Below are 17,924 nucleotides of genomic sequence, written 5' to 3' on the forward strand. Positions count from 1 at the left end.
TGAAGATCCCCTCAAGGGTTCAGAGGTGTTCGGGCGCGGAGATGCCGAGCAGACGCAGGCCGTTGGCGAGCACCGTCCCGGTGGCCTCGGCAAGGGCCAGACGGGCGCGGTGAACGGCCGAGGGTTTCTGCTCCCCGACCGGCAGCGGCGGACACGCGTCATGCCACCGGAAGAAGGCATCCGCCGTCCCCTCCAGATGCCGCACGATCCGATCCGGCGCCCGATACCGCGCAGCGGCCTCGACGACGGAGGGATAGGTGGCGAGGAGGGTGTGCAGGGCCTGGGTGGCGGCGGCGGGGGTCACGGAGGACGGCGCCGCGGGCGGGTGGGGGGCTGTGGCTGCCGACGTGGGTGAGGCGGGCTCCAGCACGTCCCCCGGCTCGCTCCCGAAGCCCAGGTCCCCCGCATTGCACAGCAGCGCACGCGTTCTGGCGTACGCGTACTGCACCCGGAACCGCGGGTTCTCCTCCCGCTGCACCGGCCGCTCGGGCATCCGCACCGGGTCGTGCGCCGCGGGCCGCAGCAGAGCCCAGCGCACCTCATCGGCTCCCAGCCGCGCGACCAGCCCGGCGAACTCGTCCTCGCCCGCGGCACCGCGACCGTCGACGGCCGTCCCCTCACGCACTCCTTGCCCGGCGGGCAGACGCACTCCGGCAGCAGCCGCAATCCGCTCGACCGCCTGTGCCACAACAAGCCCGCGAGCTCCGGCGCCGACCGGCCCGCCGGCCGAGAGCACACCAGGCTCCCGGGGCTCGTGGGACTCTCGGGGCCCATAGGCATCGTGGGGCTCAGGGCTGTCGTGGTGCTGATGGGTCTCCCCGGGCACCGCACCCGCACCGCGGTCCCCGTACGCCGCACCCTGCGCAAGCACTTCCCGGACGAGCGCGGCCTGCGCCCCGCCACCCAGGGTGAAGTTCAAAAAGCCCGGCCCGGCGACCTCCACACGGGCGATCCCGGTGCTCCCGACCAGCCGCCTCCGCAGAATCTCGGCGACCTCACGCGCCGGCTTTCCCGCCGGCTTGGCGAGCTGCAACGCGACGTTCGAGGCGTAGTCCCCACACCCGGGCCGCGGCGGCGGCTGCACAACGATCCGTGCCGGCACGGGCACGGAGAGCTCCTGCTCGTCCACCGCGCCACGCACGGAGCGCAGGACGGTACGGGAGAGCTCAGCGGGGGTCACGAGACAAGCGTATGGGAGAAGGGGGGCACTCACGCGACCCGGTTTCGCCCTGTGGACATCCGGCCCCATCGCCACACCCACGGCCCGGACCACCGGGAACGCACCCAACGCGCCGACGCGCTCAGGTCCGCGCCCCGGTCACCCCGCCCTCCACTCGGCCACACCACGAGCCGACGGAGACGCCGCGACAGCCCCGGGCCACACCAAGGGCGAGGGCAATCCGACACCCCGGACTCCCCGGACAGCCCGAATCCCCCACGAGAACATCCGGAGGACGCTCCCGTCCCTCACCCCCCGGGCTGCTTCGCAGGCTCCGAATCGCCGCCGGCGTCGACCATCCCGCTCTCCGTCGCGTCCACGGTCACCTCAGGGGCCCTGCCCTCGGAGCCGAGATCCCGGCGGCGCCCCTCGGAGACAAGGGTCCGCACCGTCCGCACGAGCTCACTCGGCTCGAAGGGCTTCGCGAGGAAGGCATCCACCCCCACGGACTCGCCGCCGTCCACCTCGACCGGGGTGCAGGCACTGACGATGGCGATCGGGATGTCCCACGTCCGCGGGTCGGAGCGCAACCGCGCCGCGGTGTGCAGACCGTTGAGCCGCGGCATCACGACATCAAGGGTCACCACATCAGGTCTCACGTGGTGCACGACATCCAGACATTCGGCACCATCAGCCGCGGTCACGACCTCGAAGCCCTCCAGCTCGAGATTGACCCTGATCAACTGCCGGATCACCTTGTTGTCATCGACAACAAGGATCCGACCGGACAAGCCAGGCACACCATGAGACTAGGGGCGCACCTGTGGCTGCGTCCCGGTTTTGCCCACTTCCGCCCCCATGCGAGGGACCTTTCCCCGACCCACGCCGACCCGCTCCCCACATGCGCTACGGCCACCCCCGCGCCCTCCTCACCCACTCCCGCTTTCCCCTCAAAACCCTGTTCATGGACACCCCGTCAGAGCTGGTAGGGTTCTACCCGTCGCCGCACAACACGGCGCAACGCCCCCGTAGCTCAGGGGATAGAGCAACGGCCTCCGGAGCCGTGTGCGCAGGTTCGAATCCTGCCGGGGGCACTCCAGTCGGAACAGCGTGAATCACCCGCTGGCCTGCTGTAGTGCCAGACTTTGAGAGCCGGACCCAGTGCTACTGGGTCCGGCTCTTTGTCGTTGGGGCTCGCCCCGCGTCTCGTGGTCCCGGGTGTCGCTCGCATTTCTGGATGGGCGGGTTCCGCTCCGGGGGATCCGCCCACCTTGCGTACTGGCCGTGGCGAGGCCCGGTGCTACGAAACCGGGTTCTCGATGAGTGTGATGCGGTTGCCGTCGGGGTCGTGGACGGCGGCGAACCGTACGTTCTGGCCGCCCGGCTGGATCTCGCCGGGCGTGATGCCGCGGGTGGCCAGGTCCGTCAGCGTCTCGTCCAGGTCGTCCACGACGAGGTTGAGCAGGGTCGCGCCGGCATGCTCGGGCGACTGGAAGACCTGGACCCAGCCCGACTGTGCGATGTGCCAGTCGGCGAGCCCTGGCATCGGCCTCGTGTCGGCTGGGCGGCCCAGGAGCTGCTCGTACCAAGCAACCGCGGACTCGATGTCGCGTACCGGGGCGACCGCGAGAACCTGTGTGAAGCCCATGACGCCCATCCTTTCGCCGGGAACGCACTCCAGGTGCCTCTACGACCACGCCTATAGGACTCCTTGCGCGCGTACAACTCATCGCGGAGTCCGTGGTCGCGCGCGGCCTGTCATGCGAGCCGGTGCGAGAGTGCTCTCCCGGGGGGACGATGGGTGTGGTGGGGGCTGGTCCAGCCACCCGACGGCGGCGTTTCCTGTCCGGCGCCGGTGCATGCGTCGCCCACCTCCTACCTGCACGAGGCATGGTCATGGTGAGCAAACCGACCTTCTTCGAACTGGGCGTGGCCGATCCCGAGCGAGGTCGCGCCTTCTACGGGGCCCTGTTCGACTGGACGTTCGAACCTGGGCCGACGGGCGGCGGGTTCGCGATCACCACCGACGGTCTGCCGGGCGGCATGCACGGTGGCGACAACGGTGCCTCGCCCTACCTCTTCTTCCGGGTCGACGACATGGACGCCGCAGTCGCCAGGGTGACCGAGCTGGGCGGCACCGTCGAAGACCTCGGCGAGGAGGGAGAGGAGGACGAGGAGTCGCTCGCCCGGTTCGGCCGATTCAAGCTGTGTCGCGACGACCAAGGCTCCGCCTTCGGGCTGCACCAGCCGCCCGAAGACCGGTAGTCCTGTCGGCGACCTGAGGAGGCGTACTCCCCCGCCCGGGATCAGCCCAGGAAGGTCGCGATGCCGAGACGGAAGTCGTCCAGGGAGACCGCCGGCCGGTCGTTGTGCCGGGTGGCGTCCCGCATCGGTGCGAGGGTCGCAGACACGGCGCTCTTCACGGCGCCCACCGCGGCCGGCGGCTGTTCGGCGATGCGGCCGACGGTGCGTCTGGTGAACGTGGTCAGCACGGCGCCGGGCAGGTGCCAGTCGGCCAGCCCCGCCTTCACGGTGGCGGGTCCGTTCAACAGCCGTCCGGTGTAGAGGAGTTGACGGGTCGTCGACGGCCCTGCCAGGGCGACCATGCGTGCCGCGAAGGACGGGCTGGCCATGGTCCCCAGGCGTGCGATCGGCATCCCGAGGCGGGCCGAGTCCGCGATGAAGCGCAGGTCGCATGCCAGGGCGAGTTGGCAGCCGGCGCCGGCGGCGACGCCGTGGATCTCGGCGCCCATCACGCTCCCCGGTCAGCGGGTTCCGCGCTGCCGTTGGCCGGCGTGGGCGCTCGCGGGTTGCCGGTCGGATTGCTTTGGCGGCCACGTCGTTGGGGTGCGCAGGTGACCGTCGCACCGCCCTGGCCTCCCGGAAGCCGTCGCCTTCCGCCCGACAGACGAAGACCGGGCACGCGGCCGTGTGGCCAGGTACCCGGTCGAGGTCCGGAGGGCTGGGGGCGGTCAGCCGTCGAGGCGGACCGGCAGCGAATCGATTCCGTAGACGATCGAGAGCTTTCGGAATTCCAGCTCCTCCGGTTCGACGACCAGCCGCATATTGGGGAACCTTCGCACAAGTGCCGGATAGGCGGCCCGCAGTTCCATACGGGCCAGCTCCGCGCCGACGCAGCGATGTATTCCGTAGCCGAACGCCAGGTGCGAGGGGACATTGCGCGAGGGGTCGAACTGCTCCATCTCCGGCCCCAGTTTGCCGTCCCGGTCCGCGCCGCTCAGAGAGCACAGCACCACATCCCCGGTGGCGATGTGCACGCCCCCGATCTCCAGGTCCTCGCGCGCGAAGCGCGGAAACGCGACCTGCACGACGGTGAGGTAGCGCAGCAGCTCCTCGACGTAGCGGTCGACGACCTCGTCGCCGTCGTTCATGGCCGCGAAGTGCTTCGGGTCCTGAAGGAGGACCAGGGTGCCGAGGGCCAGCATGCTGGCCGTGGTCTCGAAGCCGCCGGTCAGCACACCGTCGGCCAGACCGGCCAGCTCCTCGTCGCTGACCGAGTCGCCGTGTTCCTTGACGATCATGCCGAGCAGGCCGTCACCGGGGTTTTCGCGCTGCTTCTTGACGATGTCCCGGAAATAGGAAAGGGATTCCGATATGGCGCCGAAGGATGCGTTGGCCCCGCTGAAAAGGTCGAAACGTGCGGCGCTGAGCCGCTCGAAATCCGCCCGGTCCTCATACGGCACGCCGAGCAGTTCACAAATAACCAAAGAAGGAATGGGCAGCGCAAAGGAGTGGACAATGTCCACCGGATCGCCGTTTTTTCCGGCCTCTTCCATCGCGTCGAGGCGCTCCTCGACGATCTCATGAATACGCGGCGTCAGCCGGCCGAGCCGGCGCATGGTGAATTCCGGGGTGAGCAGGCGGCGCAGGCGGGTATGCACCGGCGGGTCGGCGAATCCGAGGCCGCCGGGATTCTGCTCCGCCCCGGCCCCCGCCTTGCCGACGAGATTGGTGAAATCGGAGCTGAAGGCGTTGGCCTTCCCGAGGACCGCCTTGACCTCGTCGTAGCCGGTGACCAGCCAGACGTTGGCGGCTATGGGCACGGGAAGCCGGCTGATGGGCTCCTTCTCCCGGACGGTCGCCAGGTCGTCCACAGGGTCGAGTCCCTCGCGCCGCAGTGGCATCAGGACAGACTCGGGCAAGAAAGACATTCGAGACAGGTCGAAGCCTTTCTTCTGTGTTCTCGCCAGATACAAACGGCCGGCCCAGGCGATGATCCGGGAACGGAGAGTCGTCATGACGCTAATACTGCCTTTCGTCGAGGGGGACGGTCCCCCGCGCTCGGCGGCCCCAGCGGGCCGAGAGCAGCACGGGACCTCCACTCGGCGTGCACGGATGTGACATACGCCATAGCCCCTCGCTCGCGGCGGTCATGGCCCAGGTCCATGCCATCGACCGGTGTTCGGTCGCCCGCTTCTGCGTGACGAGCTCGGCCTTCTTCTTTTTGTTCGGACCGAGTTTACAAACTGCCATTGACCTCGTTCGCAGAACAACCCTGGACCGCCCCCGGGAAGACCCTGAGGTTGCCCCGACAACGCCCTACGACCCGGCCCCCGGGCTGCGTACCGCCCGGAACTCCCCCCGTACCCCCTCCCGCACACCCCTCGCGGCCCTGCGCCCCACCGCGCCGTCGCGGAGGTGCAGTTGCACCGCACCGGCCGCCTCGACCTCGTGACCGACGGCCGCGGCCCTCGGTCCGCAGGCGCTGCCGCCCCCTCGGGGTCGTGGGTGGCGAATGTCTCTCGCATATATCTCGTCTACGGACCCCGCGGCAGTTCCGCGCGGGCGGCCGCAATTTCACGACCGCGGGGCGAGCGGGTGCGCCGCCCCCGCCGGCAAGGGGATCCCCTCCCGCTCGCCCCTTCCCCATCGCCGCCCGGCATTGCGGAAAGTGACGAGTTGCAGACCCTCCGCAGCCTCCTTAGCGTGAGGTCAGCGAGCCAGGCAAAGCACAACAAAGCGTCACAGAGCCGTACTCGCAGCCGGGCTGGGGCGTTGATATCGCGCTCAGGCAAGCGCACCTCCCTCACCGTCCGTCCTTCGACACCCGGCGCCCCCACTCTCATTCCACAGGGATTCTCCCTTCGCAGGAGGAAGCACATGTTCCCGAAGTCGAAGTCCGGCAAGCTCACCCTCTGCGTCCTGACGGGCGCCCTGACCACTGCCGTCGCGGCCGGCCCGGCTCTCGCCGCAGACAGTGGTGGCGGACACGCCCCTTACAAGGGCCGCGTCATCGCCAAGACGGGCCTGCTGGTCCGCTCGGGTCCGAGCACTCACCACAGGGTGGTCGGCTCCAACCCGTACGGCAAGATCGTGCACATCGTGTGCAAGGTGAACGGCGAGAACGTCAACGGAAACCCGCGCTGGTACAAGCTCAGCGACGGTTCGTGGGCCTGGTCCTCCGCGCGCTACATCGTGAACATCGGGAAGGCTCCCCGCTGGTGCTGATCTGAGCGGCGGAGGGTGACCCACGCCCGTATGCCCCGGCCACCGCGCGTGGTCCGGGGCATACGGGTATACGTGTGCGCGGCGGCGTGGTCGCACGGGCGGGCACGGAGCGGACCGCCGCCCCGCGACGCCGCCGGAGCCGGGCGAAGCCGCGCCTCCCACTCCGAATACCCTATCCGGCATAACGGAAATATGGCCTGCTGCTTGCTACGTTGCCAGGCATGACGGCAACGGCAACGGCGGCCACCGCGCGCCCGGCGGACACACCCCCACCCCAGCCGCCGTCACCGAAGCGACGGGGCATCGAACTGGCCCTGCTCGTGGGCGCCGTGCTCCTCAGCGTCTGCGGATATGTCGCCGTGGGGATCGCCAGGACCCATTCGGTCCCCAGCGGTGTGGCCGGCTACGGCGCCGGGCTCGGCGGTCTCGCGCTGCTGGCCCATCTCGCGGTCCGCTTCCGTGCCCCGTACGCCGATCCGCTGCTGCTGCCCATCGCCGTACTGCTGAACGGACTCGGGCTGGTACTGATCTTCCGGCTCGATCTGGAGACGCCGGAGGACCAGGCCGCGCCCATCCAACTCGTCTGGTCCACGGTCGGCGTGCTGTTGTTCACCACGGTGGTGGTCCTGCTGCGCGACCACCGCATGCTCCAGCGCTACGCGTACGTCTGCGCCGCGCTGGCTCTGCTCCTCATGATCGTTCCCATCCTCTTCCCCGCGGTCAACGGCGCCCGGATCTGGATCCGCGTGGCCGGCTTCTCCATTCAGCCCGGCGAGTTCGCCAAGGTGCTGATCACCGTCTTCTTCGCGGCCTGTCTCGCCGCCAACCGCACCGCGCTCGCCCACACCGGCCGCGTCCTGGGCAGGCTGCGGCTGCCCACCGGCCGGGTGCTCGGCCCGATCGTGGCGGTCTGGCTGATCAGCGTGGGGGTGCTGATCCTGGAACGCGATCTGGGCACCTCGCTCCTCTTCTTCGGGATCTTCGTCGTTCTGCTGTACGTGGCGACCGGGCGCCTCGGCTGGATCGCGGTCGGTCTGCTGCTCGCGGGCATCGGGGCAGCCGCCGTCGGCACCCTGGAGCCGCATGTCCACAGCCGGGTCGAGGACTGGCTGCACCCGTTCGCCGGTATCGAGGCGGGCGAGGGTCCCGGCCAGCTCGCCCAGTCGCTGTTCGCCTTCGCCGCCGGCGGAATGCTCGGCACCGGCCTCGGCCAGGGCCATTCCTACCTGATCGGCTTCGCCATGAAGTCCGACTTCATCCTGGCGACCTGCGGCGAGGAGCTGGGCCTTGCGGGGCTCTTCGCGCTCTTCGTGCTCTACGCCCTGCTGGTGGCGGGCGGCTTTCGCGCCGCCCTCGGCCTGGGCGACGCCTTCGGCAGCCTGCTGGCCGTCGGGCTCGCCGTGCTGCCCGCCATCCAGGTCTTCGTCATCGCGGGCGGGGTGATGGGGCTGATCCCACTGACCGGCATGGCCATGCCCTTCCTCGCGCAGGGCGGCTCCTCCGTCGTCACCAACTGGATCATCATCGCGCTGCTCCTGCGCCTCAGCGACCGGGCCCGCGCACCACGGCCGGAGCAGAGCGGGGCGGCGGGTGACGGCGGGGCCTCGCCTCCGTCCTCCCCCGGAAGCCCCAGCAGCCCTGGCAGCCCCGGCAGCCCCTCGGTCAGCGTCGGATCCGGTCGCCCCGGAGCCGCCCTCGGCTCCACGGGCACCCGGCCCCCCGCCGCCCAGGAGCCCGGCCGGTGATCCGCGGCATCCGGCACACCGCCGCCTTCTCCTTCCTCCTGCTCGTCGCCCTGCTGGGCAACGCCGCCCGGGTGCAGCTGATCGAGGCCGACGCGTACACCGGCAACGACGCCAACCGCCGTGCGCCGATGGCGCGTTACGGGCAGCCGCGGGGTGCGATCCTGGTCGCGGGCGAGCCGGTCACCGGCTCCCGGGACAGCCGCGGCCGGCTGCGATACGAGCGGACCTACACCGAAGGCCCGCTCTACGCACCCGTCACCGGCTACTCCTCGCAGATCTACGGCGCATCCCAGCTCGAAGGCGCTGAGGACGGCATCCTCTCCGGTACCGACCACCGGCTGGCCACCTTCCCGTGGTGGGACGACCTGACCCGAGGCCGCCGGCCGGGTGGCAGCGTCGTCACCACCATCGACCCCGCGGTGCAACGCGCCGCGTTCGACGGGCTCGGGCACAGGAAGGGCGCGGTGGCCGCCGTCGAGCCGCGCACAGGCCGCATCCTGGCGCTGGCCAGCACGCCGTCGTACGACCCGGCCGAACTGTCGGGGAACGGGACGTCGGTCAGTGCGGCATGGCACCGGCTCAACGCCGCGGCCGACCGTCCGATGCTCAACCGGGCCATCGGGCAGACGTATCCGCCCGGTTCCGTCTTCAAGGTCGTCACCACCGCTGCCGCGCTGGAGAGCGGCACGGTGACCGACATCGAGGCGCCCACGGACTCCCCGGACCCCTACACCCTGCCCGGGACCGGCACCCGCCTCGGCAACGCGGCGGCCGGTTGCCGGGACGCCGGCCTCAAGGACGCCTTCCGGGTCTCCTGCAACACCGTCTTCGCGCGGCTGGGCACCGAGATCGGGCTGCGCGGCATGGTCGACACGGCCCGCAGGTTCGGCTTCAACGACCGGCATCTGCGCATCCCGTCACCGGTCGCGCCGAGCCGGTTCGACCCCCGGATGGACCCGGCGGAGGTCGCGCTCTCCGCCATCGGGCAGTACGACACCACCGCCACTCCGTTGCAGATGGCGATGGTCGCGGCGGCGGTGGCCAACAGCGGGGTGCTGACGCCGCCGTATCTCGTCGACAGGCTGACCGACGCGAGGGGCAACACCGTCTCGGCCGGACCGCACCGTTCCGCGTGGCAGGCGGTCGGCCCGGTCGCCGCGCAGCAGCTCCAGGACATGATGGTCGACGTCGTCGAGCACGGCAGCGGCCGGCACGCCGCCATCAAGGACGCCCTCGTCGGCGGCAAGACCGGCACCGCCCAGCACGGGGTGCGCAACGTGGGCACCCCGTATGCCTGGTTCATCTCGTGGGCCAGGGCGAAGGACGCCAACGAACCCGCGGTGGCGGTCGCCGTCGTCGTCGAGGACGCGGCGGCCGACCGCGCCGACATCAGCGGCGGCGGCAGTGCGGCACCCATCGCCCGCGCCGTGATGGACGCCGCGCTGCACTGAGGGCGCGCGGGCGGCGAGAGCTGATGGGAACCGGGCCGATGGAAGCCGGTGAGCCTCGCCGGCAGCCGTGGATGTCGTCGTCCCGGCCACAATGGGCGTCATGGCTGACACCGAACCGTCCCCGCGTCCGGCTGCGTCTCCGCTCATGACTCTCGCCGAGGTGGAGGCCCTGGCCCGGCAGGCGCACTCCGGGCAGACCGACAAGGCGGGACGCCCGTACGCCGAGCATCTGGCCGCGGTCGCGGAGGGCGTGCGTGCCCGGGGCGGCAGCGACGAGCAGATCGCCGCGGCCTGGCTGCACGACGCCGTGGAGGATGACGCGCTGTCCCGCGACGGGCTCGACGGCGCGGCGCTGAGCCCCGCCACCAAGGACATGATTCTGGCCGTCACCAAGCGTCCCCACGAGCCGGTCGAGGCATACACCGCTCGCATCCTGGCCACGCCGGGCGCCCTGCTGATCAAAGAGGCGGACCTCGCGCACAACGCCGATCCGGCGCGGCTGGCCGTGCTGGACGCCGCCACGCGGGAGCGGCTGACGGCGAAGTACGCGCGGGTGCGGTCCCTGCTGGGCCTGGCCTGACCCATGTCCGTGGGCCGGGCGGCACCGCCCCCGTTCCGCACACCGGACACCCGTCCAAGAACATGCATGAGGCAGCTAGTCTGCGTCGATGACCGTTCCGCAGCCTTCGCAGTCGTCGCCCCGGCAGACGTCGCCACAGCAGCAGTTGCCGTCACCACCCGCACGGCCGGCATCGTCCCCGGACGCGGGAGCGGACCGCGTGATCGTCGCGCTGGACGGTGTCGGCGTCCATCGCTCCACCACCGGCCAGGTCATCCTCGACGCCGTCGACTGGACCGTGCGGCCCGGTGAGCACTGGGCGCTGCTCGGCGCGAACGGTGCCGGGAAGACCACCGTGCTGCGCCTCGTCGGCGCGCTGATGTTCCCCACCGTCGGCACCGTCGAGGTGCTCGGCCACCGGCTCGGCTCGGTGGACGTCCGCGAACTGCGCGCGGTCATCGGGATGGTCTCCAGCGCGCAGAAGGTCCCGCAGGACGCGACCGGCCACACCGTCGTGCTGACCGGCGCCACCGGCACCGTGCAGCCGCTGTGGCGCAAGTACGACGACGCCACCCGTGAGCGCGCGCACGAGCTGCTCACCGAACTCGACTGCAAGGAGCTGGCGGACCGCCCGTTCGGGGTCTGCTCCGGCGGTCAGCGGGCCAGGATCATGATCGCCCGCGCCCTGATGGCCGACCCTTCCCTGCTGCTGCTCGACGAGCCGTTCAACGCGCTCGACCTGCCGTCCCGCGAGGACCTGATCGACACGCTGCACCGACTCGCCCTGGTAAGGCCGGAGTTGGCGACCGTGACGGTCACCCATCACCTGGAGGAACTCTCCCCCGCCATCGACCACGCCCTGCTGCTGCGCGAAGGCCGGGCACAGGCGAGCGGCCCGGTGGACGAGGTGCTGACCGGCGAACGGATGACGGCCTGCTTCGGCCGTCCGATCGAGGTGTCGCGGCACGAGGGCCGCTGGCTGGCCCGGTCGGGCAAGCGCTGACACCAGGGGGCGGGCGCCCGACCGGCCTGGGCGTCCACCGGGCGCCCGCGGGCCGTCCGGCCGACGCGCCTGCCCGGTCCGACCTGGGCCGGGTCGCGCGGGTACCTTCGCGGCCGCGCGCCCCCGCTCAGCTCTCCGCGCCTCCTTGCGCGATGGCCGCCGCCACCTCCGCCGTACGCGCCTCCTCCTCTGCGGCGAAGCGCTCCGCGTCCAGCTGCTCGGCCAGCTCCTCGTCCTGGGCCATCAGCAGGTCCAGGTTGGCGTCGCCCATCTCGAAGACGCCCATGTCGACGTACGCGCGCTGCAGCCGCTCGCCCCAGAGGCCGATGTCCTTCACACACGGCACGATGCGGCTGAACAGCAGCTTGCGGAAGAGGTGGAGGAACTCGGAGCGCTCAGTGATCTCCGCCGCCTCCTGCCGGGGAACACCGAAGTTCTCCAGCACCTCCAGTCCGCGCAGCCGGTCGCGCATCAAGTAGCAGCCCTCGATGACGAACTCCTCGCGCTCGCGCAGCTCGGCGTCGGAAAGCTGCCGGTAGTAGTCGCGCAGCGCCATCCGGCCGAAGGCGACGTGCCGCGCCTCGTCCTGCATGATGTAGGCGAGGATCTGCTTGGGCAGCGGCTTGGTGGTCGTATCGCGGATCATCCCGAAGGCGGCCAGCGCGAGGCCCTCGATCAGCACCTGCATGCCGAGGTAGGGCATGTCCCACCGCGAGTCGCGGAGGGTGTCGGCCAGCAGCGCCTGCAAGTTGTCGTTGACCGGATAGAGCATCCCGATCTTGTCCTGGAGGAAGCGGCTGTAGATCTCGGCGTGCCGCGCCTCGTCCATGGTCTGGGTGGCGGAGTAGAACTTCGCGTCGAGGTCGGGGACGGACTCCACGATCCGCGCCGCGCACACCATCGCCCCCTGTTCGCCGTGCAGGAACTGGCTGAACTGCCAGGAGGTGTAGTGCTGACGGAGGTCCCCGCGGTCCTTTTCCGTCATCTTGGCCCAGTACTTGGTGCCGTAGAGGGACATGGCCTCGTCCGGGGTGCCGAGCGGGTCCTTGGGGTCCACCTCCAGGTCCCAGTCGATGCGCGAGGTCGCGTCCCACTGCTTGTCCTTGCCCTTTTGGTAGAGGGCGAGCAGCCGGTCCCGACCGTCGTCGTACTCCCAGCTGAAGCGCGCCGCACCGGTGGCGGGCACCTTCCACAGGGGGTCGCCGGGGTCCTGGACATAGAGGTCTCGGGTCGACACGGGTGCCTCCTCGGTTCACCTAACCCCTTGGCGTAGGGGGGTGGTTGGCAGGCTCACACGTTTCTTACCGAAGGGTCAATAAGTCGCGCACGGGGGATTGACGCCCTTACTGACAAGCAGTCTCATAAAACGAGACCGCGGGTAACCCCACTAGCGAGGTAGCCACAGCCATGACGAGTGCGCCCACCGCAATGACCGTGACGGATACCGAAGTCCTGCGGGACGCCCTCGGGCTCCTCAAGGACCGGGAACAGGTGGCCGAGCGGCTGCTCGACTCCTCCGCCAAGCACTCCTTCGACCCCGACACCGAACTCGACTGGGACGCTCCGCTCGAAGACGGCAAGTGGTTCTGGCCGCCGGAGCTGGTCTCGCTCTACGACACCCCGCTGTGGAAGCGGATGTCGCCGGAACAGCAGCAGGACCTCTCCCGGCACGAGGCCGCCTCACTCGCCTCGCTGGGCATCTGGTTCGAGATCATCCTGATGCAGCTCCTGGTGCGCCACATCTACGACAAGCCGGTGACCAGCGCCCATGTCCGCTACGCGCTCACCGAGATCGCCGATGAGTGCCGGCATTCCAAGATGTTCGCGCGCATGATCCACAAGGGCGGCGCACCGACGTACCCGGTCTCCCGTCTCAACCACAATCTCGCCCGGGTCCTCAAGACCGTCTCCACCACGCCCGGTTCGTTCGCCTGCACCCTGCTCGGCGAGGAGATCCTCGACTGGATGCAGCGGCTGACCTTTCCGGACGAGCGGGTGCAGAACATCGTGCGCGGCGTGACCCGCATCCACGTCGTCGAGGAGGCCCGGCACGTCCGCTACGCCCGCGAGGAGCTACGCCGCCAGATGGTCACCGCGCCGCGCTGGGAGCAGGAGTTGACCCGCATCAGCTCCGGCGAGGCCGCCCGGGTCTTCGCCGTCGCCTTCGTCAACCCGGACGTCTACACCAACGTCGGACTGGACAGGCGTGAGGCGGTGGCCCAGGTCAAGGCCAGCGGACACCGCCGTGAGGTGATGCAGACCGGTGCCCGGCGGCTGACCGATTTCCTCGACGAGATCGGCGTACTGCGGGGCGTGGGGCGCAGGTTGTGGAAGAGCTCGGGGCTGCTGGCCTGACCGGCGCAGGGGGCCAGGAGCCGGCTGTCCGGGCAAGGGTGCCCACCGCCCCTTGCGAGCACCTGTGCGACACCGGATCGGGGGCGGTTACGCTGCTCTGCATGAACGGCAGCGGCACCGCCCCAGCAGTACCACGACCCGCCTATCGCAGGCTGAGCGTCGAGCAGCGCCGCAGCCAACTGCTCGCCGCCGCACTGGGCCTGTTCGCCCAGCGGGCTCCCGAGGACGTCTCGCTGGACGATGTCGCGACCGCCGCCGAGGTCTCCCGCCCGCTCGTCTACCGCTACTTCCCCGGCGGCAAGCAGCAGTTGTACGAGGCGGCGCTGCGCAGCGCCGCCGACATCCTCGAACGCTGCTTCGCCGAGCCGGATACGGGCCCGCTCACCCAGCGGCTCGCCCGCGCGCTGGACCGCTATCTCGCGTTCGTCGACGAGCACGACGCGGGCTTCAGCGCCCTGCTCCAGGGCGGCAGCGTCGTCGAGACCTCCCGTACGTCCGCGATCGTGGACGAGGTACGGCGGGCCGCGGCCGACCAGATCCTGCGGCATCTGGGGGAGCCGAACCCGGGTCTGCGGTTGCGCATGACGGTCCGCATGTGGATCACCGCGGTCGAGGCCGCCTCGCTGATCTGGCTCGACGAGGACAAGCAGCCCGCCCTCGACGAGCTGCGCGACTGGCTGGTCGACCACTTCATCGCGCTGCTCACCGCGACCGCCGCCCGCGACGAGCAGACCGCGCGGGTGACCCGGGCGGCGCTGGCGCTGGAGACCGCGGAGGGACCGGTCGGCGATCTGGCCCGCCGCATCCTGCCCGTCGCGAGCGAGGCGGCTCACCTGCTGTGAGCCGCGGCGCCCGGTATCCGTCGGAGCGCGAGGCCCCCGCGGCGCCCTTGGTGTGACACTGAGGGAGTGAGAAGCGAGAACACCCCCTTCGTAGGCGGCCCCCTCGACGGCCGGGTCCTGCCGGTCCTCCTCGGCGCGACCGGCAAGCCGCCGAAGTTCTACCGCGTCCCGGTGCCGCAGGACGAAGGGGAGCCACCGGTCGTGCACGTCTACCGGCGGGTCCCCGGGCGGGTGGGCCGGTTGGGGCTGCCGAACGGCTGGGCGTACGAGTACGACCCCGACGGCGATCCGTCGGGCGGCCCCAAGTGGCCCTGGAAGAAGCCTCGTTGAGCTTCCGAGACGCGGCACACCGCCCCGCTCCGCGAGTCTGGTACGGACCATTGACACTGGTGGTCTAGTCCGGTTTGCTGCCTGTCCGGGGAGCCGCCCCGCGCCTCCCTGATCGGCCCCACCCCGCAGGGCGGCCCCTCCCCCTCGACCCGCGCGCGCCCTCCGCGGCCGCCGTCGACCCAAGGAGCAGCCCCATGCGCCTGCGTTCCCCGCGCCCCAGGCCCGCAGCCCGCACCCCGCTCGGTCTCCACCGGCGCTCCCGGCTGTTACCGGCCGCGCTCGCCGCCCTCACCGCCGCCCTGCTCCTCGGCGGCGCCGCCCGGGCGAGCACCGCCCACGCCGCTCCCGCCCCCACCGCCACCGAGCCCCGGGCCGCGGACCTCCCGCCGCACGCGCTCGTCGGCTATCTCCACGCAAGCTTCGCCAACGGCTCCGGCTACACCCGGCTCGCCGACGTCCCCGACAGCTGGGACGTCATCGACCTGGCCTTCGGCGAACCGACCTCGACCACGTCGGGTGACATCCGCTTCTCGCTCTGCCCGCCGAGCGAGTGCCCGGGAGTCGAGAGCGAGGAGGAGTTCAAGGCCGCGGTCAAGGCCAAGCAGGCGGCCGGCAAGAAGGTGCTGATCTCCATCGGCGGCCAGAACGGCCAGGTGCAGCTGAACACCGCCGCGGCCCGCGACACCTTCGTGACCTCGGTGAGCGCGATCATCGACCGCTACGGACTCGACGGCCTGGACATCGACTTCGAGGGCCACTCCCTCACCCTGGGCAATGGCGACACCGACTTCAAGCACCCCACCACACCGGCCGTCGTCCACCTCATCTCCGCGCTGCGCAGCCTGAAGGCCCGGTACGGCGAGACGTTCACACTGACCATGGCGCCGGAGACGTTCTTCGTCCAGCTCGGCTACCAGTTCTACGGCTCGGGCCCCTTCGGTGGCCAGGATCCGCGGGCCGGCGCCTACCTCCCCGTCCTGCACGCACTGCGCGACGACCTCACCCTGCTGCACGTCCAGAACTACAACTCGGGCCCGATCATGAGTCTCGACGGGCAGTACCACACCATGGGCGGCGCGGACTTCCCCGTCGCGATGACGGACATGCTGCTGACCGGCTTCCCGGTGGCAGGCGACAAGGACAACGTCTTCCCGCCGCTCAAGCCCTCCCAGGTGGCCATCGGCCTGCCGGCCTCCTCCCAGGCGGGCAACGGACACCTTCCGGCGGCGGAGGTCACCAGGACGCTCAACTGCCTCACCAAGAACACCGACTGCGGCAGCTACCGGCCGCACGGCACCCACCACGACCTGCGCGGCCTGATGACCTGGTCGGTCAACTGGGACGGCTACAACGGCTGGGAGTTCCAGAAGAATTTCGACGCCTACTTCGGTGGCTGATCGAGTGACAAAAATGCCGTAAATCAGCCTTATTCACCGGAATCCACCCGGGTGCATGTCACGATCCGAAGCCTACGGAAGGTCAGTGGAGCGGCCGGGCGGACGCGGGCCCGGCCGCCGCGGGTGGGAGAGGTGGAGCGATGTCCGGACGGTTGGTGCGGTCGGCCTGCACGCTGGCACTCGTCGGCGCCGCCGCCCTGGCCCTGCCCTCACCGCAGGTCCTCGCCGACCCCGGTGGCGACACCCCGCCCGGCTCCTCGTCGGATGGCGCCTCCTCGGACGGCGGGACGTCCGGCGGCTCGCCGGACACCGGCGAGGGCGGGCTCGGGCGGCTCACCGAAGGCGCCGACTCCGGTGGCCCGGGAGCCGACGGGCCCGTCGGCACCGACACCGCGTCCTCGTCCGCCGGTCTCGGCACCAGCGCCCTCCTGCGCAAACTGAGGTCCCTCTACCGCGAGACGGAGAAGGCCGCCGACGCGTACCGCGCGACGCAGAAGGACCTCCGCAAGGCCCGGAAGAAGGCCACCGTCCTCAACGCCCGGCTCGCGAAGGCCCGTACGCGGCTGGCGGGCGGGCGGGCCGACACCGGGCGGCTGGCCCGGCTGCAGTACCAGGGCTCGCCCGAGACGGGACTCTCGTCGTACCTGCGCATCCTGCTGTCCAAGGACCCGGAGCAGGCCATGGAGCGCAGCCACTTCCTCAAGGAGATGGCCGGCGGGCAGGCCGCGACCATCGCCCGGCTGACCGCCGGCGAGAAGAAGGCCGACGCCCTGGCCGCGAAGGCCCGCAGCGCGCTCAGGAAGCAGCAGAAGCTGACCGCTCGGCGTCTGAAGCAGCGGGCCGCCTTCCGCGAGAAGCTCGCCGAGGTCGAGGAGATGCTCGCCTCGCTCACCGAGGACCAGCTGACCGCCCTGAGCCGCCTGGAGGACGAGGACCCGGGCAGCACACCGAACGAACTGCCGGCGGACGGCAAGGGCGGCGCCTCAAATTCCCCGTCGCCCGTCGTCGGCCCCGCGCTCCGCCACGGCCACGGACGTGCCGTCGAACCGCCCGTGCACGGCGCGCCCAGCAATCCGCAGTCGTCCGGCACACCGGGGCCGCCCCCTGAGGCGCCGCAGTACGCCGGACAGCCGGCGCCGCACACCGGACCGGAGCGGTGGGAACGGCTGCCGCATGTGCCACTGGACCGGCTGCGCCCCGGGGATCTGGTGCTGTACTCCCCCGATGGAACGCGGGCGGCGCGATACCTCGGGCACGGCAAGGTCCTCGAACTGCCCCGGCCGGGCGCGGACGTCAGGATCTCCCCGCTCGCCGCCCGCCCACCGCTGGCCGCCGTACGGCCGGAGCGGGACGCGGCACCTGCGTGGCAGGGCCCACCGCGGACGCCCCAGGCCCCCGAGGCCCCGGGCCGACCGCTGTTCTTCGACGTGGACCCGGAACCGCCGCTCGACGCGGATCCGGTACCGCCGGACGCCCCCGAGGCCCCCGACTTCGAGTAGCCGCTCCAGCACGCGGCCGGGCGGCGGGGGCCCCGGGAGGCGCCGCCCGCCGGCCGCCGCGCGGGGGGGCGGCGCGCAGCGGGGGTGGGCCGGGGGGGGTGGGGTGGCCGTGTGC

16 protein-coding genes, 1 tRNA gene and 1 pseudogene are annotated in these 17,924 nt (G+C 71.0%); 12 read left to right on the forward strand and 6 right to left on the reverse strand.

What is annotated here, in order from left to right; all coding sequences use genetic code 11:
* Positions 1–19: 19 nt before the first annotated feature.
* Both nrtL and ACGFZW_RS33035 read right to left on the reverse strand, forming a co-directional pair.
* Complete coding sequence (gene nrtL / locus ACGFZW_RS33030; RefSeq protein WP_393896980.1) at positions 20–1,180, reverse strand: ArgS-related anticodon-binding protein NrtL; 1,161 nt, start codon at positions 1,178–1,180, stop codon at positions 20–22.
* A gap of 287 nt (positions 1,181–1,467) precedes the next feature.
* The gene (locus tag ACGFZW_RS33035; RefSeq protein WP_393896981.1) at positions 1,468–1,959 is read right to left on the reverse strand and encodes a response regulator; all 492 of its coding nucleotides are present in this window, start codon (positions 1,957–1,959) and stop codon (positions 1,468–1,470) included.
* 222 nt (positions 1,960–2,181) lie between these two features.
* On the opposite strand from ACGFZW_RS33035, the gene ACGFZW_RS33040 reads away from it, so the two are divergent.
* Positions 2,182–2,253 (forward strand) — tRNA-Arg (locus ACGFZW_RS33040).
* 206 nt (positions 2,254–2,459) lie between these two features.
* On the opposite strand, the gene ACGFZW_RS33045 is transcribed toward ACGFZW_RS33040, so the two are convergent.
* The gene (locus ACGFZW_RS33045) at positions 2,460–2,807 is read right to left on the reverse strand and encodes a VOC family protein (RefSeq protein WP_393896982.1); all 348 of its coding nucleotides are present in this window, start codon (positions 2,805–2,807) and stop codon (positions 2,460–2,462) included.
* A gap of 248 nt (positions 2,808–3,055) precedes the next feature.
* Here ACGFZW_RS33045 and ACGFZW_RS33050 point away from each other — a divergent pair, with 248 nt between their 5' ends.
* Positions 3,056–3,424 carry a VOC family protein gene (locus ACGFZW_RS33050; protein ID WP_393896983.1) on the forward strand — a complete coding sequence of 123 codons (369 nt, stop codon included), beginning with the start codon at positions 3,056–3,058 and terminating at the stop codon, positions 3,422–3,424.
* Positions 3,425–3,465: 41 nt separating this feature from the next.
* On the opposite strand, the gene ACGFZW_RS33055 is transcribed toward ACGFZW_RS33050, so the two are convergent.
* Both ACGFZW_RS33055 and ACGFZW_RS33060 read right to left on the reverse strand, forming a co-directional pair.
* Positions 3,466–3,912, reverse strand: coding sequence for an enoyl-CoA hydratase/isomerase family protein (locus ACGFZW_RS33055; RefSeq protein WP_393896984.1), 447 nt, complete (start codon positions 3,910–3,912; stop codon positions 3,466–3,468).
* 219 nt (positions 3,913–4,131) lie between these two features.
* Entirely contained in the window at positions 4,132–5,418 is a 1,287-nt protein-coding gene (locus ACGFZW_RS33060) for a cytochrome P450 (protein ID WP_393896985.1), read from the reverse strand.
* Between the two features lie 862 nt (positions 5,419–6,280).
* On the opposite strand from ACGFZW_RS33060, the gene ACGFZW_RS33065 reads away from it, so the two are divergent.
* The 5 genes from ACGFZW_RS33065 (at position 6,281) to ACGFZW_RS33085 (ending at position 11,386) form a co-directional block, all read left to right on the forward strand.
* A complete protein-coding gene (locus tag ACGFZW_RS33065; protein WP_393896986.1) occupies positions 6,281–6,628 on the forward strand; it encodes an SH3 domain-containing protein in 348 nt (115 codons plus the stop codon).
* Positions 6,629–6,849: 221 nt separating this feature from the next.
* Positions 6,850–8,373: an FtsW/RodA/SpoVE family cell cycle protein gene (locus ACGFZW_RS33070; protein ID WP_393896987.1), complete on the forward strand. Its 1,524-nt coding sequence runs from the start codon at positions 6,850–6,852 to the stop codon at positions 8,371–8,373.
* On the forward strand, positions 8,370–9,824 hold the full coding sequence (locus tag ACGFZW_RS33075) for a penicillin-binding transpeptidase domain-containing protein (protein WP_393896988.1): 1,455 nt from the start codon (positions 8,370–8,372) through the stop codon (positions 9,822–9,824). Before ACGFZW_RS33070 ends, ACGFZW_RS33075 begins: the two co-directional genes overlap by 4 nt.
* A 100-nt stretch (positions 9,825–9,924) precedes the next feature.
* Positions 9,925–10,404 carry an HD domain-containing protein gene (locus ACGFZW_RS33080; protein WP_393896989.1) on the forward strand — a complete coding sequence of 160 codons (480 nt, stop codon included), beginning with the start codon at positions 9,925–9,927 and terminating at the stop codon, positions 10,402–10,404.
* Positions 10,405–10,603: 199 nt separating this feature from the next.
* The gene (locus ACGFZW_RS33085) at positions 10,604–11,386 is read left to right on the forward strand and encodes an ABC transporter ATP-binding protein (protein ID WP_393896998.1); all 783 of its coding nucleotides are present in this window, start codon (positions 10,604–10,606) and stop codon (positions 11,384–11,386) included.
* Positions 11,387–11,513: 127 nt separating this feature from the next.
* Here the strand turns inward: ACGFZW_RS33085 and ACGFZW_RS33090 are convergent, their stop codons facing one another.
* Entirely contained in the window at positions 11,514–12,623 is a 1,110-nt protein-coding gene (locus ACGFZW_RS33090) for a ferritin-like domain-containing protein (protein ID WP_393896990.1), read from the reverse strand.
* Positions 12,624–12,814: 191 nt separating this feature from the next.
* Here ACGFZW_RS33090 and ACGFZW_RS33095 point away from each other — a divergent pair, with 191 nt between their 5' ends.
* The 5 genes and pseudogenes from ACGFZW_RS33095 to ACGFZW_RS33115 all read left to right on the forward strand — a co-directional run bounded on the left by ACGFZW_RS33095 (position 12,815) and on the right by ACGFZW_RS33115 (position 17,809).
* On the forward strand, positions 12,815–13,741 hold the full coding sequence (locus ACGFZW_RS33095) for a diiron oxygenase (RefSeq protein WP_393896999.1): 927 nt from the start codon (positions 12,815–12,817) through the stop codon (positions 13,739–13,741).
* Between the two features lie 101 nt (positions 13,742–13,842).
* Positions 13,843–14,583: a TetR/AcrR family transcriptional regulator gene (locus tag ACGFZW_RS33100; protein ID WP_393896991.1), complete on the forward strand. Its 741-nt coding sequence runs from the start codon at positions 13,843–13,845 to the stop codon at positions 14,581–14,583.
* Positions 14,584–14,649: 66 nt separating this feature from the next.
* On the forward strand, positions 14,650–14,913 hold the full coding sequence (locus ACGFZW_RS33105) for a hypothetical protein (RefSeq protein ID WP_393896992.1): 264 nt from the start codon (positions 14,650–14,652) through the stop codon (positions 14,911–14,913).
* Between the two features lie 308 nt (positions 14,914–15,221).
* Positions 15,222–16,310 (forward strand): annotated as a pseudogene (locus ACGFZW_RS33110) (chitinase); the annotation flags it as partial.
* Positions 16,311–16,450: 140 nt separating this feature from the next.
* Entirely contained in the window at positions 16,451–17,809 is a 1,359-nt protein-coding gene (locus tag ACGFZW_RS33115; protein WP_393896993.1) for a glycoside hydrolase, read from the forward strand.
* Positions 17,810–17,924: the final 115 nt, after the last annotated feature.

It is taken from the genome of Streptomyces sp. NPDC048248 (assembly GCF_043201875.1).
In the GTDB taxonomy this organism is placed as follows: Bacteria; Actinomycetota; Actinomycetes; order Streptomycetales; family Streptomycetaceae; genus Streptomyces.